The sequence below is a fragment of the Nostoc sp. ATCC 53789 genome, assembly GCF_009873495.1.
Classification (GTDB): domain Bacteria; phylum Cyanobacteriota; class Cyanobacteriia; order Cyanobacteriales; family Nostocaceae; genus Nostoc; species Nostoc muscorum_A.
The window spans coordinates 3,315,429-3,336,027 of sequence record NZ_CP046703.1; the positions used below are offsets into that span (position 1 = coordinate 3,315,429).

Here is a 20,599-nt window from a genome sequence, read left to right on the forward strand (position 1 = left end):
GAATACATCCTTTCCCCTTTACCCCTTACCCTTTACCCAGACCACCTTTACCCAGACCACAAGGAAAGTGAAAAATGCTTATCCGAACCGTATTGGGAGCTATGAGGCAGAGGGAACGAGATAATGCCCAATGCCCTAATCTATTAACAAATCTATCAAAATGAACACCACAACATATACTCAATCTTTACGAGAAAGAATAGTACCTTTTACTAGCAAAGATGGCTTTGAATGCAACTTAATTAACGTTAGAGGTGAAAAACCTCCTACTAAATCGCCTGTCTTACTAGTGCATGGTGCAGGAGTCAGAGCAAATATCTTTCGCGCTCCTGTGGATACTAATATAGTTGATTACTTAGTTGCTTATGGTTATGACGTATGGTTAGAAAACTGGCGTGCCAGTATTGACCTAAATCCTAATCATTGGACACTTGACCGAGCCGCAGTGAATGACCATCCACAAGCGGTGAAAACAATTGTCGAAGAAACGGGTTATGAAGAAATCAAAGCTATCATCCATTGTCAGGGATCTACTAGTTTCATGATGTCTGTGGTGGCTGGCTTAGTCCCACAAGTCAAAACTATTATCAGCAATGCCGTTTCACTGCATCCAATTGTACCCTCATGGTCATCTTTCAAAATCAATTTTGCAGTACCAGCCGTCAATTTTCTCACCGATCATTTAAACCCACAATGGCAAATAGATTCACCAAGTCTAGCTGCAAAAATCATCTCTCTAGTCGTGGGTCTTACGCATCACGAATGTAATAATTCCGTCTGTAAACAAGTTAGCTTTACTTATGGGACTGGCTTCCCGGCATTGTGGGAACACGCCAACCTCAACGAAGCCACCCACGAATGGCTGAAGCAGGAATTCGCCTATGTGCCGCTCAGTTTTTTCGCACAAATGTCTCAGTGCATCAATCGTGGACATCTAATTTCTGTTGATAACTTCCCCAATTTCCCAAAAGATTTTATTGCCCAACCACCAAAAACCGATGCCCGGATTGCATTTTTCGCTGGGCAACTTAATCGTTGCTTTCTCCCACAAAGTCAGATAGAAACTTTTAAATATTTTGACTCTCTGCGTCCTAATTACCATGCTTTACACGTTCTGGATAACTATAGTCATTTAGACATATTTATGGGTAGGAATGCAGCCCAAGATGTGTTCCCTTTAATGCTTGCAGAGTTAGAAAAGACTTTGTGAAAAGTGCAGATTCAATTCTCTAGACCTGTGTTACCTCTCTCCACCAATAAATTTAATTATGTGTGAAAAAATATGATACCTCAACGTTTAAAACAACAAACAGGACTTTATGCCTTAGTTGATGGCATACCTTTTCAATTACCCGTTAATTCTGAACATACACCAGCATTGATGGCGGTATTTACGATTAACGCCGATCGCGCTAAAGAATTAATCCTAGCCAAAGAAGTACATCCTCTGCGGCTATGGAATAATCAGGGGTTGTTAGTGATCACGGTGATTAATTATCAGATTACTGACATTGGTAAATACATCGAATTTAGTATTGCGATCGCCTGCACTCATGGCGCAAAACCAGCCCCGCCATTACTACCTGGTTTATTGATGCAACAGTACGGCACTGGGCAGTATGTACTTGATTTACCTGTCAGTACCGAAATTTCTGTCAAAGGGGGTAAAGGAATTTGGGGAATGCCCAAACATCAAGCTAACTTGGACTTTGTGATTGGCGATCGCACCGTCAGCAGTCAATATGATTTAGATGGGCAACTAGTGATGAAAATTGAGGTTGCCAAACCAGCCAAAGCTTGGTTTCCCCTGAAAATGGGTGCAGCAAACTACTGTGCATTTCGCGGAATGTTGATGAAATCCGTGATTTACTTTCAAGGAAAATTGGGATTTTCGCTGTTCAAACCGGGTTCAGCCAAACTTACCATAGGCGATCATCCGCGTATCCAATCACTAAAACACCTAGAAATTAGCCCCGAACCTATATTTACAGGCTTTTTCCCGGAAATCACAGGGATGCTAGATGACCATTTGGAGAGTTGGTTTCTTGGCTATGACACACCCCCTACACAACAACCAGAAGGTTTAGAAAGTGTAGTTAATTTAGGTTTGGGCCAAGAATGGCTACCAGCGCCAAAGGCATTGCCCAAGGATGATCAAGCCGAGATGTATGTAGTACCGAATGGCACTAAGAAAAGCTGAAACCTCGTCAGGGCATGGTGTGGGAGGTGTGGGAGGCGTGGGAGGATGGGGAAGAAGTCTTACCCCCCACACTCCCCACACTTCCCCCACTCCCCACACTCAAAAAGCAAGTTATATCAGGGCTTTGCGATTAACTTAGTGCCATTCGTATGTAGTACCAATTAAAAATTAATCAAAAATATGATGAATAACGGTAAAATACTCCACTTATCATTAATTGGCATTGCCATTTTCACCATTGTGAGTGGATTGTTGCAAATGGTTTTGCCTAGTTTGGTACTCTACATTGTCTCAGCAGAAGTAACCCCGACTAGCCAGCATTTTTTTGCCATTGTGGGTATGTTTATGGTGCTGTTTAGCGGCGCACTGTTACAAGCATTAATCAGCCTACAACCCCAACCTATTGTCTTAATTTGGGCAGGATTACAAAAATTTGGTGCTTCAATAGCTGTTTGTTTAGCTGTTATCAGACTAATTTTTTCCCCATTCGCGCTGCTAATTGCTGGTTTTGACTTGTTATCAGGAGTATTGATTTTCTGGTACTTGTTTCGCTTGCGTACTTTTACACCAGGATACCCTTATGAGCAACCAACCGCATAAACCTTACGGCACTCCTGAATCAACATACTCAGGGAATAAACGTTCCTTGATTTTAGCTGGTGGTGGAATGCGTGTAGCTTACCAAGCTGGAGCTATCCGCGCCTTACTCGAATCAGGACTGTGTTTTAATCATGCGGATGGTACTTCCGGCGGTACGATGAATTTAGCAATGCTGCTATCTGGACTATCGCCGATTGAGATGTGCGATCGCTGGCGGACTTTGAATGTTAAAGATTTTGTCTCCTTTATCCCTCTAGAAAAATACCTCAAAGCCTGGGATTTGTTGTCTATGGGAGATGCAGACGGCATTATTGATCGCGTTTTTCCCCACTTGGGAATTGATATCAGCAAAATCAATGCCTCGGAGGGAATGCAAGGTACATTTAATGTTTGCAACTTTACCCACAAAACAAATGAAGTCATTCCCCACGATCGCCTAGATTTAGATTTATTGGTTGCGGGGATTTCTCTCCCCATCTTTATGCCACCTGTACAGAAAGGTGATTATCTCTACATGGATTCCGTGTGGATTAAAGATGTTAATCTCATGGAAGCGGTGCGCCGGGGTGCAGATGAACTTTGGGTATTGTGGTGCATTGGCAATAGTAGCGAATATCAAACGGGAATTTTTAATCAATATGTCCACATGATGGAACTGAGTGCGAACGGGGCATTTTTTGAAGAGTGCGATCGCATCAATGAAATCAACCAGAGAATTTTGCAAGGAGAGACAGTCTACGGACATACCCAACCGATCAAACTCCACCTCATCAAACCCGCTTATCCTTTACCTCTTGATCCTGATTACTACTTGGGAAACATTGATGGTGCAACTTTAGTTGATATGGGTTACGCCGATGCTAAACAATATTTGCAAACCATGTCACCCGCAGGATTGCCCTTCCAGCCAGACGTGACCCGAATGTACAACAACTTGCCAGGAATGACTTTCCGCGAAAGGATGGCGGGTGCGTTTGTTTTAAATGAGACTGACCCGATCCAGGGTGCAGCAAAAGGCAAAACGCACAATTCTTCACTCTCATTGCAACTGACAATTAACATTTGTGACTTAAAACGGTTTTTAAGTGATACCACTTTTACTGCTAGTATTGCTGGTAACATTAGTTTTGCAAATTTTGGCGAACACATCCCCCTCAAAAGTGGCGTGTTTAACCTGTTTGCTCATGACCATAATCCCGGATATAAATACATTACTTATGAACTTGCTTTTGAACATGGTAATCAAGATTACTACTTAGTAGGCAAGAAAGAACTGCATAACGATCCGGGATTTGATTTGTGGCAAGACATGACAACTATCTATACTTATCTACATCAAGGTACAGATAATAACAGTCCGATTATCGGTGCAGGAATTTTAACCTTAGATGTGGGTGACGTAACCAAGTGCGTTTCCGGGTGGCGAATCACTAACGCCAAGTCACTGACAGAGAAAGCTACATTATTGGCAGAGTTTGGTAGTTTTTTCTGGGGCAATATTTGGGAAACTTACCAACCGTAAATTCCAAATTGAACCTCTGCTGAGTGGAGTATAAAGGTTTAAGGGTGTAGGGGAATGGCACTAAGAAAAGCTGAAACCTGGTCAGGGCAGGGTGTGGGAGGTGTGGGAGGTGTGGGAGGACGGGGAAGAAGTCTTACCCCCACACTCCCCACACTCCCCACACTCCCCCCTCTCCCCACACTCCCCAGTATTCTCCCGCCTCCCACCTTCTTTCAAAACTTTTCAGGAGAAATTAACATGAGCGATCGCCTTACGCCTTTACCCTCATCATTCTTATTCGGTGTTGCAACTGCTGACCATCAGTGTGAAGCTTACGATTCCCAGTTTGAAGATATTCGAGATGTATGGGAACGTCGTCGCGGTATTACAGTCAGGGGTCGAGCCACTGACTTTTGGCATCGCTACGCTGAAGATATCGCCTTAGCTCAGTCCCTTGGTTGCAAGTCTTTCCGGTTTTCGATCGCTTGGTCACGGGTAGAACCTGAACCCGGTAAGTTCAGTGAAGAAGCTTTTGAACATTATCGCCAAGTGATTGAAACTATCAGATCGCATGGTTTAGAACCAATTGTAACTCTGCATCACTTCACCCATCCCATCCATGTAGAAGCACGGGGGGGATTGACTGGGCCAGAATTTCCAGCTATTTTCGCTAACTACGCCACAGAAGTCGCCAAGCGTTTGGGTCATTTGGCACGTTATTGGATTAGCTTTAACGAACCTAGTCAATTAATTTACGGTTACATCAAACCTTGGTGGGAAAGAGCCTATTTTATGCCCCCAGGTTTGGAGCGCGGTGCAACTATTGCCGATCAAATGACCGCCGTACAGAAACTCATGCGGAATTTGTTTGTCTCCCATACACGCGCCAGAAATATCCTCAAAGAGTACAACCCAGATGCTCAAGTGGGAGCAAACCCCATGTTATTGGGTCTGCCTCTATGGTTGCAGAAATTGGTGGATCGCAATGTCACTAATCTGCGTCGTCCCGAAGATATGATTTCTCAGGGTAAACGTTTTACTGAGCGCAGTTTGTTGGAAAAAGGAAAAGTTGATGTTGTCATTGCTAATTTGACTATTACCGCCGAGCGACAACAGCAAGTAGCGTTTTCGGAAACTTATTATCAGGCGGGGCAATTTCTCTTAGTCAAAGCCAGCAGTCCCATTCAACAACCAGAAAATCTGGCTCAGAAAACAGTAGCAGTTGTCAAAAGTTCGACGGCAGAATCTACCATAGAATACCTGTTGCCCAGAGTTGAAGTCAAAGTAGTAGAAGATTACACTGATGCCTTGCAAGCCTTGGATTATGAGCAAGTGAGTGCCATTCTTGCAGATGACACAATTCTCTTGGGTCTGATGAGACAACAGCCAGGGCAATATCGACTGGTGGGTAAAAATAATGAAGGGCTGACAGTAGAGAACTATGGCGCAGCTGTAGTTAAAGGCGATCGCGCTCTCTTGAATATTGTAGATACAGTAGTGCGACAGTTTAAAGAATCTGGTGCTTGGGAAGCTAGCTATAGTCATTACTTCCCCAATCAACCCGTCCCACCTGTACCGAAAATCGGTAGACGTTCAACCCTAGCTGACATCACCACAGGCGGATCTTCTAGTCCAACTATCGGAAAGCCTCAACCCGGTACACCACTGCGACGCATTCAAGACCGTGGTTATTTAGTTGTCGCAGTCAAAGAAAACGTACCTGGGTTTAGCTACCGCGACCCCAAAACCGGAGAATTTAGCGGCTTAGAGATTGATTTAGCGCGTTTAATCGCCAAGCAAATCTTTGGCGATCCCAGTAAAGTGAAATTTGTCGTCGTTTCCACCCAACAACGCTTACCCGTACTGCGATCGCTTACCCGCATCTTTGACCCAATTTTCAAGATTTTCAGCGTACTTTCCACATCATTGACAAGTAACTGGTGGCACTTAGGTATGGCTGGGAAATTACCCACATTCCTCTGTCCTCAAGAATGTGTAGGTCAACAAGATTTTGTTGGTTTTGACTATTACTGGGGGATTAGCAATCTCCGCCTCAACCGCATTCAACAATTAATGGATGCTGCTTTTGGACGTTTTGGTAATGCGCCAGTTTGGTCTGGTGTTCTCTACGATATGCTCAAATTCCACGCCCAGTTATTCCCCGATAAAGAGATTATGATTATTGAGAATGGCTGTGTAGAAGTAGCCGATAAAGTCGTCAAGCGTGAAGACTACATTCGCCAGCATCTCCAACAAGTGCAACGCGCCCGTCAAGACGGGATAAACGTCATCGGTTATGTCTCCTGGTGCATCACCTCCAACCGCGAATGGGGTCTGAAATTTGGCCCAGATAGCGATTTTGGACTATATCACATTGACCTAGATACAGACCCAGAACTCAAACGCCAACCAACCCCAGCCGCTAACTTATACCGCGATATCATCAAACAAAACAGCGTCTAATACCAATTCAAAATTCAACAATACATATTTTATAAGGGCTTCCGAGAAATATGTATTGGTGAATTTTGGAGCAATACGGTTCAGTTAGCGCCAAAAACCTTTCAGCACTTACGCAAAAACTCTCTGAAAATCTTATTCCTTTGTGTCCTTTGCGCCCTTTGCGGTTCGTTTTTTCTTAATTTTCGCTAAGTCTTGTCCTTAACTGAACGGCATATTACTCATTACTCATTACTCATTACTCATTTAATTTGATTCACCAATGGGTAAATCTCATCAAAGTCAACACCCTACCTTAATACCCATGTCCAAAACAGTTTTCATCACCGGAACATCCAGTGGAATTGGGAAATTCACCACCATATACTTCGCGCAACAAGGCTGGAACGTTGCAGCCACGATGCGAAACCCCAGCCAAGACCAGAATTTCCGTGAATTTCCTAACATCAAAGTATATTTTTTAGATGTTACAGATAATAACAGTATTCAAACTGCGATCGCTTCTGCCATCCAAGATTTTGGTCAAATTGATGTTTTAGTAAATAACGCTGGTTATGGTGTAGATGGTGTATTTGAAGCCATGACTGATGAAATAATCACCAAACAATTCAATACCAACGTCTTTGGGTTGATGCGAATCACACAAGCGATTATTCCCCATCTGCGTCAACAAGGCGGTGGCACTATTATTCAAATTGCCAGTATGGGAGGAAGAATTACTTTCCCCTTGTATAGCATTTATCACAGTTCAAAATGGGCGGTAGAAGGTTTTAGTGAAGCTTTGCACTATGAATTAGAACCATTCAATATCAAAATTAAAATTGTTGAACCAGGTGTAATTAAAACTGAATTTTACGAAAATAATCGAGCGATCGTGCGTGATGATTTGCCCATGTATCAACCATTAGTAGATACTGCACAAAGGGTATCCCAAGAAGCGGGAAGAAAAGGAGAGCCGCCAGAATTAGTTGCTCAGGCAATATTTAAAGCAGCCATTGATCGTAGTTATAAAATGCGCTATCCCGTTGGTCAACCTGCGCCCATTTTGCTCATGCTACGTAAATTGTTGCCCGATTCTTGGTTTTTCTCCATCATCAAACGTATTTATAAAGTATAAATATGCCTAGTTGAAAAAAATTATGTGCTTACCTGAGATTTAAGAAGGCTCACACTGTAGCTGTACTCAGGTCAGTGCTAATACCAATTTAATATGAAGCTGCATATAATAGAGAAAACAAACTCGATAAATTAAAAGAACCATGAGCCGCCCTTTTGAGATTGAAATCGCAGAGAGCGAAGAAGAACTTAAAAAACGCCTACAAACAGCTAATTTAGGGAACCAGAAAGAAAAACTTATTATGCTGTGGTGGATAAAAAGCGGGCAGGCCAAGGAGCAGCAAGATATTGGAAAACGCTTGGCTAAAGATACATCAACGGTGACAAGATGGTTACAAAAATATAGATCGGGTGGGCTAGATGAATTATTGAAAATAAAAAAAGCTCCGGGAGCAAAACGGAAAATTCCTGAAGGAGCGATCACGGCACTTGAAGAGGAGTTAAAAACAGGAAAAGGCTTTAGTAGCTATGGTGCAATAGTAGAGTGGTTAAAGCAAGAGCAGGGGCTTGATATCGAGTATGCAACGGTTTATGCATTGGTTCGATATCGATTAGGGGCAAAACTAAAAGTACCACGTCCTCAAAGCCATAAGCAGGATGAAAAGTTAGTATCTGAGTTTAAAAAAAACTCGGTATCATTCTGAATTGTCTAGAAAAACATCTAGCACCCGGCAAGTGTGTTCGCTACCTGTGCCAGGATGAAACGAGGGTGGGACTGAAAACTCTTACAGGAAAAGTGATTACTGCCTCTGGAGTTAAGCCTACTGTTGAGGTGAAATGGCCACGGGAAAATTTTTGGATTTATGGTGCAATTGAACCATTGACTGGAGATCATTTTCTTTATGAATATCCAAAACTGAATGGCGAGTGTTTTCAACAGTTTTTGGACTGGCTATCTCAACAATTAGGTGGGGATTACGCTATTTTACAGGTTGACCAAGCACCTGCTCATACAAGTTCAGCAATTCGTTGGCCAGAAAATATTATTCCTCTGTTTCAACCACCTTCAGCCCCTGAACTCAATCCCATTGAAAGGCTTTGGCAGCTCCTCAAGAAACCACTCAAAAATCAGCTTTTCTCTTCTTTACAGAATTTACGCGATCGCATCCAAGAAATATTTAATCAACTTACACTTGAGCAGGTAATATCTATCTCTTCTTATAACTTTATTCTCGAAGCTCTTTTCTATGCAGCTTCATATTAAATTGGTATAAGATGAATTGCGCGTGAGTCGAGTTGTGTAGTCTTGACGATTTTGAGCTAGCGAGAACAGGAAAAGGCTACAGCAACGAGATGAACAAAATATTTCTTTTTTTTAGATAGCAGAATCATTTCTTCACCACAATATAATTGGTAAACCTGCAATGATAGAGGCAATACCTGTCCAAAGAGTGAACTGCTCAAGATTTCCTTCATCCAAAGCAAGACTCATTTGCTTAATTGCTGATAATAGTCCAGCTAATAGTAGTACAAAGAATGCAAAATATCTCACAGCAATCATACTTTGCCCTACTTGAATGTAAAAGTAAACATAATAGGTTTCTAACAGGCTCTACCATGTTTTTCTGTTTCAGATTTAGCACTTTAGAGGCTAAATTATTAAACCAATTCTCAATTTTCAACGCCGCCGTGTAATAAATTTGTATATTTGTAGTAGAGATGGGATGTTTTTTTTACTGGAAGTTCCTAAACACAGCGATAATGATTGATTTTGAACCTTGGGATAGGTTATTGCGTCAGTATGTTGATCAACAGGGTCGTGTAGACTATTTTGCTTGGAAAACAGAGCAACCTCAAGCGCTAGGAGATTGGTTGTCCAGTCAAAAAAATCTGGATTTTACATCTAATTGCAGCACTTTTGAGCAATTGGCATTGTGGATCAACCTTTACAATGCGTTCACTATTTCGGCAATTTTGGAGATGTACCCACTTGAGTCAATTCGTCCGCGAATCTTAGGCATTCCCAACTGGCTGGCTTTTTTGTGGTTCTTTCAACGTCGTGGTTATCATATATTTGGCGAACATTATAGTCTAGCCCAAATAGAGAACTCTATTCTGCGGGAGAAATTACAGGAGCCGCGAATTCATTTTGCAATTGTCTGCGCTTCGGTTGGTTGCCCATTACTGCGTGCTGGAGCTTATTTTCCTGAACAAGTTACTCAGCAGTTAGATGAAGACACTCGTCGCTTTATTAATAATTCTGAAAAAGTCCATTATGACTCAGATAGTAAAACGCTCTACTGTAGCAAAATCTTTAAATGGTATCGTCAAGACTTTCTCAAAGTTACATCTTCCATTCCAGAATATATCCGCTCTTACCTAGAAACAGATTTGCCTTTGCAAGCCTCAACGCCGATTTCCTACCTTTACTATGACTGGAGGTTGAATCAGCGAATATCTTGATAAAATTGTTTGAGATAATTTGCGTCAACGCCAATCCCCCACAAAAAACCGATATAAAGGTAAATTGCAGTTGCTTTGAAGCTACCCCATTTTGCGACGCGTCGATCTGAAGATTGAACAATCCGGTTTACCTGATAAATACGTCCTTTTTTAACCAATTTCAGGCATAAATCTCCATCCTCCATAATCGGCAATGCCTGATCAAATCCATCGCAATCCCAAAAGTCAGTACTACGACAAAACATTACCTGATCTCCAAACAAAAGACGTAATCCTCGAAAAAACAGGTACGGTTTAAATAACAGTGGTGCGTAATAGGTTTTTAGATAATTATGTAGAGAGACACCCCAGCGAGTGGTTTGAGATCCACTCATCAGAGAAATAAACCCCCCACAGGCAATGGTTGGCTCTGCTAAGGTTTGCTCTATTACAGTGATTAGGTCATCCGGCACCCAAGTGTCTGCATGAAGAAAGCAAAGAATATCTCCCGTTGCAGCCGATGCACCGTAATTCATCTGAATAGAACGCCCACGCTGCTCAGATGAGATAACTTGTAGACATAGCGACTGATCGAATAACCCAAAGCATTGCTTTGCAATTGCCACTGTCTCATCTTCGCTGCCACCATCTACCACTATCACTTCCTTTGCAGGGGGATTAAGTAAAGTCAGTTGGCGCAATGTACGCCCTAAGCTAACTGCTTCGTTTAAAGTCGGAATGACAATCGAAACTTGAGACATGCAGCAAGAGTAGTTTTATTAGGAATTTGATGCTACGACAAACAAATGTATTTACTTAAAATTTACCACTCCTGAGCATGGTTTGTAGCTTTTAGCAGTTTTCCCCATATTGCATTATAAGGATGTACAAGTTGTGTCTGATGCTCGTCTTTAAAAATAAGCCTTCCTTCATTTGCCCACTGAAAAATCCCACCGCTTAAGTTATAAACGCACTTCATCCCGGCTTGATCAAGCTGTTGTGCTAATTTGGCGCTCCGGTAGCCAACAGAACAATAGATAACAATTAGTCTATCTTTTGAAACTGTTGAAAGTTCTGCTAAGTCAGGTGTTAGATGATCTATACACACTGCTGTTTCGATATGGCTTACCCCATATTCTGTTTGACTTCGTGCATCTAGCAGTAATGGCCGTGGCTTTGCAGAATCCAACAGTAATTGAGCTAATTGGTTGCAATTAATTTCCTTAACAGTAGGAAACTGAAATCTGATCAGAAGTTTAAGAAAGTTAAACATGAGCGATCGCACTTGTAAAAATACCCTCAGCTAATGACTGCTCGTTCTTACTCTGTTAATTCCTGTTTTCAACCAAGTTAACTTTAAGTCTAAGCCAGAATCGGTAAGGTAATCACAAATTCTGTTCCAACGCCTGGAGTAGAATTCACATTCAAAGTTCCGCCATGTTTTTCTATAACAATGGACTGAGCGATCGCTAATCCTAATCCTGTTCCTTTACCAACACCTTTTGTAGTAAACAAGTGGTCAAATACTTTTTGCTTGACTGATTCACTCATGCCTTGACCATTATCAGCAATCTTCACCTCAATCTGTTTGTCTTTCAATAAGGTGGTAATTATAATCCGATTCGGATTGGCTTTAATCTCCTTAAAACTTCGGTCTGTATTTGATTCATCCAAGGCATCAATAGCATTCGCTATAATGTTCATAAATACCTGATTCAATTGACCAGGGAAACATTCTACTTGAGGTAAATTATCAAAGTTTGTGATAACTTCAATGGCGGGACGTTGTTCATTTGCCTTCAAACGATGTTTGAGAATAAGAATGGTACTATCAACGCCTTGGTGGATATGGAAAGGTACTTTGTAGTCTTGATCGGCACGAGAGAAAGTGCAGAGACTGGTACTGATATTTTTCAGCCTGTCACAGGCTATCATCATTGAATCAATCATCTTGGGTAAATCTTCTAAACTATATTCCAAGTCGATTTTTTCGGCATGTTCAATAATTTCCGCTTTTGGATTTGGCAAACTTTCTTGATATAATTTCAGATGTTTAAAAATATCTACAAATACAGGTTTACTTTGTTCAAGGCTAGCAGAAATAAAACCAAGAGGATTATTCATTTCATGAGCTACCCCCGCTACGAGATTTCCCAACGCAGACATTTTTTCATTTTGTACTAATTGAAGTTGAGTTTCTTTAAGATATTGGAGTGTTTCTTCTAATTGGGTTGCTTGTTGGCGAGTTTCCAGCAGGAGATCGGTTTGTTGGAGTGCAACTCCCATTTGTGCAGCAATTTGTTGGGCAAATTCAATCTCAGAAGGTTGCCACTGATGTGGATGTTCGCATTGGTGAATACAGAGTAAGCCCCAAAGTTCATCATCTTGCATAATTGGTACAACCAATGATGCTCTAATATTAAACTGTTGCAAAATTGCCCGATGACAATCTAAAACTTCTGCGGTTTCAATATCTGATATTGCACAAAAGCGTCCCTGTTTGTACAGGGTCGCATAGTTCTTGCCAAAACAATGGTCTTGAATTTTTACAGCTAAACCAGAAGGAAATTGCGGTAGGACATCTTCGGCAATAAATTCGCCATATTCATAATTTACTCCAAGATGAAATTGATAAATTCCGACGCGCGAGACATTAAGAATTGAGCGAAGATTTTGAGTTACTGCACCAAAAATTGCATCTAAATCTAAAGACTCTCGGATTTGGTTTACAACATTAAATAAGGTTTTTTGCTGCTGGAGCGATTGTTGAATCTGTTGAGCTTTTTCTTGAGATTCTTGATAAAGACGAGCATTTTCTAGAGAGATGGCAGCTTGCACAGATAACATTTGGATAACTTTGATGCGATCGCTAGTAAATACCCCTGCCACTAGTTTATTTTCTAAATAGAGAATGCCTACTAAGTGTCCTTGATTAATAATCGGCGTACAAAATACACTCTGGGGTTGAAATTCGAGCAGATATTCTCCAAGTAACCCGGCTATCTCTGTTTGGCAATTATCTATGACAATGGTTTGTTGAGTATTTTTGACATAATTGATAATCTTTCTAGGGATATCTTCACAAGTATCTACTGCTTGTGACTTGAGAATAGTTTGTATTGGAGTTAAAAAACTGTTTTGGTGATTAATAAAAGTAATTGCCTTGACTTTTAAGTTTCCATTTTCAGAAAGAATTAAGGCAAATTTATGGGCACCAGAGTTTTCGAGAATAATTTTCGTCAGGCTAGCAATAATTTCATCCAATTCAATGCTACTAGAAATAGCTTGAGCCGCTTTCAGAATAGACATAAAGTCTAAGGCATCGGAAATATTTGTGCTACTAATAATGGAGGTTTGACCGGATAAAGATATCGAACTAGGGGCAATACTAGCAATTGTTTCTAGGGAATTAAAGCTAAGTTGGTGTTGATGTAGGATGGGTTGAAGTAATTCAGGATAGCGTTTTTCTAAGTCATCGGTTTTAGCTTTTGCTCCCCATCGGGCATAGCAGTAGTAAGCTTCTTGCATATATGCTTGAGCTACTTTTTCTTTGCCCCAATCAAGGTAAAATTTAGCTGCTAGTTCGTTAGCCAGAGCTTCTTGCTGAATGTACTCATTTTTTTTGGCTCCAGCGATCGCGCGATCGTATAAGTCAATTGCCTCAAATCGTTGACCTAAGACCCAATGACGCTCTGCCTCTACTAAATCAAATTTATGCTGAAAATTCATCGGTGCAATTATTGCTCGAACTTTTAGGTGTTTTTGATTTTCGTCAACCTTCAAGAGCAATTTTGCTTGTTCAGAAGATTTAGCTTTAGAATAGACAGATAGACGAGCCAATGAGTCGTAGTAATGGAAAACAGACACAGATAACATTCCTGCACCACCTTTAAGGTAACGCTCTCCTTTGTCTCCATTGCTAACTGCCGCTAGAGGATCATCAAACAAGTAGCTAATAATTAACTTAATTAGATAAAATTCATGGAGTGTAAACTCATCATTTTCCTTGAGTAGAGCAGGTAAGATTTTTCCTTCATCCCAGTATTTATCAATTAATAAATCTGAATAATGGCTATATTCAGTTATAAATTCAATTGTCCTTTTAAGAATACTAAATCGCATCAAAAAAGATTCACCAGTTGCAAAGCTAGACTCGAAAATTTTGATTTGTTCTAGTAAACTTTTTAAATCTTCTACACTCATTAAATAGGTATAAAAAAGTCGGAAAAAAGTTGAGACGATCATGTGTACAGAATCTCCAACTTCTAATCCTAAAGTATAAGATTCTTTTAATAAATTGATGGTATCTCGGACAGGTAGCTTGTTGAATTGATTAAATGCAGCTACTTTGAAACTAGTCATACTTTTCAGAGATTTTGCATCAAACTTCTCTACAATTTTTAAAGCTAACTGCCCAAACTTATAGCCTTTTTCTAGTTGATTTAATACCGCATTTAAAACAATGCCAAAATCAGCATATCCTGGTGCTGAAAGCGCTATATTGCCGTATTTAAGTGATAAGTTAACTTGTTCACAGGCAATAATTGGAAATAGGTGGGGAGCAGCCTGATGGACAGAGGGAGTGAGGCTGATCATAATTTTCAGGGCAACTAAAGCTTGAGGATCAGTCATCAAAGGTAGCTCAATTAAGCTTTCAATTTGGCGCTCTCCCAGTGTTGATAAAGTGTTTTCTATAGCTTGATGAATATCTGAAGTAGTAACAGATTCAAATAAGGGTATTCCAAGCTGTCGGAGAGTTTGACACCCAATATCAATCGCTTTAATCATCTGCCCTTGTACTTGATAATACTGGAGCTTAATTTCATAAACTTTTACTTTATCTAAAAAATTTGTCGCTCGTTGTATCACTACTTCAATTAGCGATTCCATCTGCTCAAATTCATTACTGATAAATGCAACTTCGGCAGCAGCGTGATATAAATCTCGCGTTAAGTCATGAGCATTTTCCCAGCCATCACTAATTAATAACTGAATTCCTTGATTGAAATATTGTAGAGCTGCACCATAAGCAATCGCTTCTTTGGCTTTGTGACCTGCCTTGAGATTTAGTTTAGCTAATTCTTGACGTTTACTTGGCTGGTTAATGAGTGGAATTCCATAATTTAAATGACCGACAATCTCAAAAATATTCTCTGACTGCTGGGCTAATGATGTATTTTTTAAAATTAATTGCCCAATTTGGAGATGGGTCAACTCTTTCTGTTCTTTGGGAATCAAAAAAGAAGCAGCTTGTTGAATGCGATCGTGCAAGAATTTGTATGTGACTGTCTTTTCTTCTAAGCTATCTTCAACCGTTTGTGTGTCTATATTATTTGTTATATGACCGTTATTTTCTAAAAATAAATCTTGATGAAAACTATAATTAGCACTAGTAGGTAAAATTAATCCTTCTTGCAAAGCTTTCCATAAAATAGCTGCCGTTTCTGTTTTTGATTTTTCTGAAACTATTGCCAAAGTTACTAAATCAAACTGATTACCAATACACGCAGCTAACTGTAAGAGTTGTTGAGTTGATTCAGGAAGCTTACGTAATTGACACACCATGAATTCTACAACATCATCTGTAACTGCTTGCTGATTTACTTGTGTAATTTCATATTTCCAACAACCCGAATCAAGGTCAAATTTAATGAATTCCTCTTGATGCAATACTTTGATAAACTGTGTTGTGAAAAACGGATTACCTTGAGTTTTTTGATAGATCGATTGAGAAAGAGGTGATGCTACATTTTCTGTACATTTCAGTGTATCAGCGACTAACTGATTCAATTGCCTTTGACTTAGTGGTGTTAAAGTAATTGTATGAATCGGTGCTTGCGTTTTTTGAATCTCACTCAAAGTCAATATTAATGGATGTGCTGGATTGACCTCATTATCACGATATGCACCAATTAACAATAGATGACCTGTATCAGCAATCAATAGTTGCATTAAGTTCAGAGATGCTGAATCTGCCCATTGCAAATCATCTAAAAATATCACTAATGGATGTTCAGCAATAGTAAAAACTTGTGTAAATTTTTGGAATAATAAATTAAATCTATTTCTGGCCGCAGTTCCTGATAATTCTGGTGCAGGTGGTTGTTCACCAATAATTTTTGATAATTCCGGGATGACTTCAATAATTACCTGTCCATTCTCCCCAACAGCTTCTAATATCTGGTTTTTCCATTGCTGGATTTGAGCGTTGTTTAGAGTTAATAATTGCCATATTAAATCTCGGAATGCTTGCACAAAAGCACTCAAGGGAATATTCCGTTGAAATTGGTCAAATTTCCCTTTGATAAAATAACCGTGTTGGCGCACAATCGGTTTATGAACTTCGTTAATAACCGCAGTCTTTCCAATTCCCGAAAAACCAGTGACCAACATTATTTCAGTTGCACCTTTGCTTACTCTTTCAAATGCTTCGATTAGGGTGGCTATTTCCGTTTCTCGTCCATAGAGTTTATCGGGGATAATAAAGCGATCGCACACATCTCTTTGTGCAATTGGGAAACTCTTAACTTCACCATTTTTTTGAAGTTGAGTTAAACAATTTTCTAAATCAAATTTCAGACCCAATATACTTTGATAGCGAGATGACGCATTTTTTTCCATCAATTTGCTGACAATCTCTGAAAGAACAGACGGGATTTGTGGGTCAATTTCATCTACTAATGGTGCTGATTTAGCAATGTGACAATGTACCAATTCCATCAGATCATTTGATTGAAAAGGTAATTCACCTGTAATTAATTCATAGAAGGTTACACCCAAAGAATAAAAGTCGGTTCGGTAGTCAATCCCCTGATTCATTCTTCCTGTTTGTTCTGGGGAAATATAAGCCAGCGTCCCTTCTAATACATTCGGACTGATTAGCGTTTGGGTTTCTCGTGGTAATAAAGAGGCAATACTAAAGTCAATGAGCTTTACTTGCTTAGTTTCAGGATTAATTAATATATTGGCTGGTTTTATATCTTTATGAATAATTCGATGGCGGGAAAGTATATCTAAGACATCACACAGAGATATTGCAATTTTTAAAAATTCCTTTAAGGATACAATATTATCGTTAACGAAATAATCCTTCAGGGAAATTCCCCCAAAGTCTTCCATCACTAATATATAACCATTCTGATATGCTTCCAAGCTGTAAGTTTGAATGATTCCGGGATAGTTGAGATTTTTGGTAATGGTGTACTGATTACGAAATTGTACGAGTTCGCTAAAGCTAGGATAAGGATTTTTCAGCAGTTTGATGATTACAGGTAAGGAGTCAGTTTCCTGGAAACCACGATAAATAAGAGTTCTGGCACTATCATAAAGTTGTTCGTTAACTTGATATCCAGGAATACTGAGTTTGGTGCTAATCATGCTGGACTTTATCTTTAAGACTTTTACATTTAGTATTCCCAGATGCCTAAATAAATTTACTTTAACGACTAGCTACTTATAAAACCAGATTCACCACGCTTGAAATGAAACTAAGTAAGTCGGTGTGAATAATTTAAACTATGTTAAGTAATGTAAAATTATTGTAATTCAGTTCGTAGTAAGGACTTTAGTCCTAAAAGAAGGACTGAAGTCCTTACTACAAACCTTTAATTATTTCCGCCGTCCTACTTAAGCACAGGGGTTGACATTCAATACTTCTCGGTTAAGGGGAAGGTGGGGTCCCCTCTGGGGATAAGGGGCGGGGGGAAGGGGAAAGAAAAAACCTTTAACCCTTACCCTTTTCCCTTTACCCAAAATCCGATTCCGAATTAAAAATGCACAAAGCGAGAAGTATTGGATTGACATTTGCTATCACTATTTCCGCAGTGCTGTATTAGCATCATGATCGGGCAGCATAATTTCTACGTCACGCAAAGTGCGGAAAGCATATCCACTTAAGCCAATAAGTAACATCCCTAGCGAAGAGATGAAGTACAAAACTGCCATACCCGAACCTTTTCCCGTGCCGAATATCCAGCCTAATATGGGTGCAAGACTACCATCTGGCATCATTGCAGGTTCAAAAATATAGTCGGCTAGTGGCCCAGCTATCAAATAAGCAACCGTTGAAGCAACCAACGTTACAACCTTTAGAGTCGCAAAAACACGTCCTTGGATCTGAGGATTAACCTTGGTTAGCCAGATAGCATCACAAGAACTGCCAAGTATGGGAAAATTCAGAGATGAACAGAATTGAGCTGGAATCCAAATCAATGGTGTCTTAGCTAGACCAAAGATAATTTTGCCCAAACCAACACCGATCATACCAAGTAGCACCCCATCTATACGACGCTTGAAACCACCCCAGCTATTGATGAGTAATACGCCAACTATTCCACCAATTCCTGCTGCTGAGGCTAAAGTGCCTAACACCTTAGCATCATTACCAGTCAGCGCTAGAACCATCGGTGAATAGATTGAGAGTCCAAAGTCATAGGCAAATGTAAATACAAATGCTAACACTAGCATGGCAAGCAAACTTGGACGTACAGCAATGTAATGCCAACCAAAGTAAATCTCCTGCTTCCAATTAGTGAAACTTTGAGTGTTTACTGCTGTCATACTAGGTTGTGGGATATGTACTCCTAAAACTGTGGTGACAGCGAATACAAAACTCACAATATCGATAATTAATATCCCAACAAGCCCAATAACTGAGTAGAGAATGCCTGCTAGTGTTGGTGCGATGATACTAGAACCGTAATCAGCTAAAAATCTCAGACTGCTAACACGACTGTAGTGCTGCTTGGGCATCATCGTAGATATGGATGTTGAGTAAGCCAGTTCTTGAACTACCTCAAAAATACCTTGGATAGCGACAGCTAAGTATAAATGCCATAATTGCAGATGTCTAGTTGAATAAAGTAGTAAGACAGCGATCGCTACAACACCACTCACTGTATCCCCAACTATCATCAGATATTTACGGTTCCAACGATCTACAATAAACCCAGCGATAGGAGCCATCAATACTTGTGGCAATTGTGCAAACAACCCAAACAACGCTATTGCTGTAACCTGATGCGTTAGTTCCCATATCCAGATAGTGAATGCGAAGCCAGTCATCCCACTACCAATAATAGAAACGGTTTGACCAAGCCAAATAATGATGAATATACGCACTTGTATGAGTCTTAAATTATAGGTTTGTAGCGGTTGGCAAATTAACCTTCAATTAATCTTGATGGTTCTTTGATAGCTCTATTACCTGATTGTGGCGGACAGATTTTTCTCGGTAGCGATGTTGGTACATGACAAAGCCACTTATAAATAAAATTAAGGGTGATAATCCGACAAATACGTAGAGAATGCGCGTGGATAAACCACCAAATGTACCATAGTGTAGGGGAATAAAAGAGTTGAGGATGCGATCGCCCAATGGCATTTTTAAAGCATTATCAACTCGCAAAACTTTACCCGTGTACTGGTCAAGATAAACATTACTCTGACCACGTTCTGCATTTTCCTGGGGTAGCTTAAAGCTAATTGTTAAGCTGTCTTCAGGTTGATTAGGGAAGGAAATACTCTTGACCATAGCACCTGGCAAGGCAGCATCAGCAATCTTTAGTTGTTCTGTAAGTCGCAACGGTAATTGACCAGGTTTGGGCACAGAAACAGGTTCTGGTTGCTTTTTGGTAAATGTTACTGCATAGATGATGGGTTCGGTGAAGTCGTAGAAATTCCAGCAGAAGCCAGTAAAGGCAGTCAGCGTCAGGAACACCACTGTAATAATGCCTACTACTTTATGAATGTCGAAGTTCAGCCGCTTTGGATGAGCATTCCACTTGATCTTGAATCCTGCAATCAGCCTGCGCCATCCAGGCCAGAGAATGACACCCGTAATACTCAGAACGAGCAACAGGAATGCTATAACTCCAACGATGGTCATCCCAACGTCTCCAGCCATCAGATTATAATGGAGTTCATACAGCAGAAGAATCAATGTTCTGTCCGATCGCTCACCCATGATTGCAGCAGTATAAGGATTGACAATAACATCTATCCCTTTGTCATCAGGAGCAACGAAGGCAAACATAATTGGTTCATTTGGCTCTGAAGGGATATAGACTTTATTGAGTTTTAAGTCCTTTCGGGATGAATCATATTCCGCTTTCACAGTATTTACCACTGACTCTAGAGACAGTGGCGCTTCTTGGGGAGAGATATATCCAAACTGTTGGGCTACTAAAAAGTGGTTAATTTCCTTCTGAAAGACCAATAAACTACCTGTCAAGCCAATTATAATCAGCACAAATCCCATAGCTAAACCGAGGTAGCGGTGTAGAGCAAATGCCCAGTTACGGAATGTTTTGGATTTCATTGCAGATACCCTTTACATACAT

At 40.3% G+C, this 20,599-nt stretch carries 16 protein-coding genes; 10 read left to right on the forward strand and 6 right to left on the reverse strand.

Annotation, left to right across the window (positions count from 1 at the left end; translation table 11 throughout):
- The first annotated feature begins 160 nt into the window (after positions 1 to 160).
- The 9 genes from GJB62_RS13665 (at position 161) to GJB62_RS13705 (ending at position 9,081) form a co-directional block, all read left to right on the forward strand.
- The gene (locus GJB62_RS13665; RefSeq protein ID WP_114081399.1) at positions 161 to 1,210 is read left to right on the forward strand and encodes an esterase; all 1,050 of its coding nucleotides are present in this window, start codon (positions 161 to 163) and stop codon (positions 1,208 to 1,210) included.
- Positions 1,211 to 1,282: 72 nt separating this feature from the next.
- On the forward strand, positions 1,283 to 2,200 hold the full coding sequence (locus GJB62_RS13670; protein WP_114081398.1) for an acetoacetate decarboxylase family protein: 918 nt from the start codon (positions 1,283 to 1,285) through the stop codon (positions 2,198 to 2,200).
- Entirely contained in the window at positions 2,181 to 2,339 is a 159-nt protein-coding gene (locus GJB62_RS13675; protein WP_159402514.1) for a hypothetical protein, read from the forward strand. The genes GJB62_RS13670 and GJB62_RS13675 overlap by 20 nt, the downstream gene beginning before the upstream one ends.
- 41 nt (positions 2,340 to 2,380) lie before the next feature.
- Positions 2,381 to 2,800, forward strand: coding sequence for a patatin (locus GJB62_RS13680; RefSeq protein ID WP_147262474.1), 420 nt, complete (start codon positions 2,381 to 2,383; stop codon positions 2,798 to 2,800).
- The gene (locus GJB62_RS13685; protein ID WP_114081396.1) at positions 2,781 to 4,322 is read left to right on the forward strand and encodes a patatin-like phospholipase family protein; all 1,542 of its coding nucleotides are present in this window, start codon (positions 2,781 to 2,783) and stop codon (positions 4,320 to 4,322) included. The genes GJB62_RS13680 and GJB62_RS13685 overlap by 20 nt, the downstream gene beginning before the upstream one ends.
- Positions 4,323 to 4,376: 54 nt before the next feature.
- The gene (locus GJB62_RS13690) at positions 4,377 to 6,764 is read left to right on the forward strand and encodes a family 1 glycosylhydrolase (protein WP_245246160.1); all 2,388 of its coding nucleotides are present in this window, start codon (positions 4,377 to 4,379) and stop codon (positions 6,762 to 6,764) included.
- Between the two features lie 301 nt (positions 6,765 to 7,065).
- Positions 7,066 to 7,878, forward strand: a complete 813-nt coding sequence (locus GJB62_RS13695) for an SDR family oxidoreductase (RefSeq protein WP_114081395.1) — start codon at positions 7,066 to 7,068, stop codon at positions 7,876 to 7,878.
- Positions 7,879 to 8,020: 142 nt separating this feature from the next.
- Positions 8,021 to 8,521 carry a helix-turn-helix domain-containing protein gene (locus GJB62_RS13700; RefSeq protein WP_114081708.1) on the forward strand — a complete coding sequence of 167 codons (501 nt, stop codon included), beginning with the start codon at positions 8,021 to 8,023 and terminating at the stop codon, positions 8,519 to 8,521.
- Positions 8,522 to 8,586: 65 nt separating this feature from the next.
- A complete protein-coding gene (locus tag GJB62_RS13705; protein ID WP_245246029.1) occupies positions 8,587 to 9,081 on the forward strand; it encodes an IS630 family transposase in 495 nt (164 codons plus the stop codon).
- A 132-nt stretch (positions 9,082 to 9,213) separates the two neighbouring features.
- On the opposite strand, the gene GJB62_RS13710 is transcribed toward GJB62_RS13705, so the two are convergent.
- A complete protein-coding gene (locus GJB62_RS13710) occupies positions 9,214 to 9,378 on the reverse strand; it encodes a hypothetical protein (RefSeq protein WP_245246161.1) in 165 nt (54 codons plus the stop codon).
- Positions 9,379 to 9,578: 200 nt separating this feature from the next.
- Between GJB62_RS13710 and GJB62_RS13715 the strand changes: the two genes are divergently transcribed.
- Complete coding sequence (locus GJB62_RS13715) at positions 9,579 to 10,280, forward strand: DUF547 domain-containing protein (protein ID WP_114083442.1); 702 nt, start codon at positions 9,579 to 9,581, stop codon at positions 10,278 to 10,280.
- Here GJB62_RS13715 and GJB62_RS13720 read toward each other — a convergent pair.
- The 5 genes from GJB62_RS13720 to GJB62_RS13740 all read right to left on the reverse strand — a co-directional run bounded on the left by GJB62_RS13720 (position 10,265) and on the right by GJB62_RS13740 (position 20,577).
- On the reverse strand, positions 10,265 to 11,020 hold the full coding sequence (locus GJB62_RS13720) for a TIGR04283 family arsenosugar biosynthesis glycosyltransferase (RefSeq protein WP_114083441.1): 756 nt from the start codon (positions 11,018 to 11,020) through the stop codon (positions 10,265 to 10,267). The two genes, GJB62_RS13715 and GJB62_RS13720, sit on opposite strands and share 16 nt — an antisense overlap.
- Before the next feature lie 62 nt (positions 11,021 to 11,082).
- A complete protein-coding gene (locus GJB62_RS13725; RefSeq protein ID WP_114083440.1) occupies positions 11,083 to 11,532 on the reverse strand; it encodes a rhodanese-like domain-containing protein in 450 nt (149 codons plus the stop codon).
- 89 nt (positions 11,533 to 11,621) lie between these two features.
- Positions 11,622 to 17,636, reverse strand: a complete 6,015-nt coding sequence (locus GJB62_RS13730) for an AAA family ATPase (protein WP_114083439.1) — start codon at positions 17,634 to 17,636, stop codon at positions 11,622 to 11,624.
- A gap of 435 nt (positions 17,637 to 18,071) precedes the next feature.
- A complete protein-coding gene (locus tag GJB62_RS13735) occupies positions 18,072 to 19,379 on the reverse strand; it encodes an MFS transporter (RefSeq protein ID WP_114083438.1) in 1,308 nt (435 codons plus the stop codon).
- A 52-nt stretch (positions 19,380 to 19,431) separates the two neighbouring features.
- Positions 19,432 to 20,577, reverse strand: a complete 1,146-nt coding sequence (locus tag GJB62_RS13740; protein WP_114083437.1) for a PepSY-associated TM helix domain-containing protein — start codon at positions 20,575 to 20,577, stop codon at positions 19,432 to 19,434.
- Positions 20,578 to 20,599 lie beyond the last annotated feature (22 nt).

Coding starts and splice junctions, on each gene's coding strand:
- GJB62_RS13665 (WP_114081399.1), top strand. CDS start 161: ATGAACACCACAACATATACTCAATCTTTACGAGAAAGAATAGTACCT.
- GJB62_RS13670 (WP_114081398.1), top strand. CDS start 1,283: ATGATACCTCAACGTTTAAAACAACAAACAGGACTTTATGCCTTAGTT.
- GJB62_RS13675 (WP_159402514.1), top strand. CDS start 2,181: ATGGCACTAAGAAAAGCTGAAACCTCGTCAGGGCATGGTGTGGGAGGT.
- GJB62_RS13680 (WP_147262474.1), top strand. CDS start 2,381: ATGATGAATAACGGTAAAATACTCCACTTATCATTAATTGGCATTGCC.
- GJB62_RS13685 (WP_114081396.1), top strand. CDS start 2,781: ATGAGCAACCAACCGCATAAACCTTACGGCACTCCTGAATCAACATAC.
- GJB62_RS13690 (WP_245246160.1), top strand. CDS start 4,377: ATGGCACTAAGAAAAGCTGAAACCTGGTCAGGGCAGGGTGTGGGAGGT.
- GJB62_RS13695 (WP_114081395.1), top strand. CDS start 7,066: ATGTCCAAAACAGTTTTCATCACCGGAACATCCAGTGGAATTGGGAAA.
- GJB62_RS13700 (WP_114081708.1), top strand. CDS start 8,021: ATGAGCCGCCCTTTTGAGATTGAAATCGCAGAGAGCGAAGAAGAACTT.
- GJB62_RS13710 (WP_245246161.1), bottom strand. CDS start 9,378: ATGATTGCTGTGAGATATTTTGCATTCTTTGTACTACTATTAGCTGGA.
- GJB62_RS13715 (WP_114083442.1), top strand. CDS start 9,579: ATGATTGATTTTGAACCTTGGGATAGGTTATTGCGTCAGTATGTTGAT.
- GJB62_RS13720 (WP_114083441.1), bottom strand. CDS start 11,020: ATGTCTCAAGTTTCGATTGTCATTCCGACTTTAAACGAAGCAGTTAGC.
- GJB62_RS13725 (WP_114083440.1), bottom strand. CDS start 11,532: ATGTTTAACTTTCTTAAACTTCTGATCAGATTTCAGTTTCCTACTGTT.
- GJB62_RS13730 (WP_114083439.1), bottom strand. CDS start 17,636: ATGATTAGCACCAAACTCAGTATTCCTGGATATCAAGTTAACGAACAA.
- GJB62_RS13740 (WP_114083437.1), bottom strand. CDS start 20,577: ATGAAATCCAAAACATTCCGTAACTGGGCATTTGCTCTACACCGCTAC.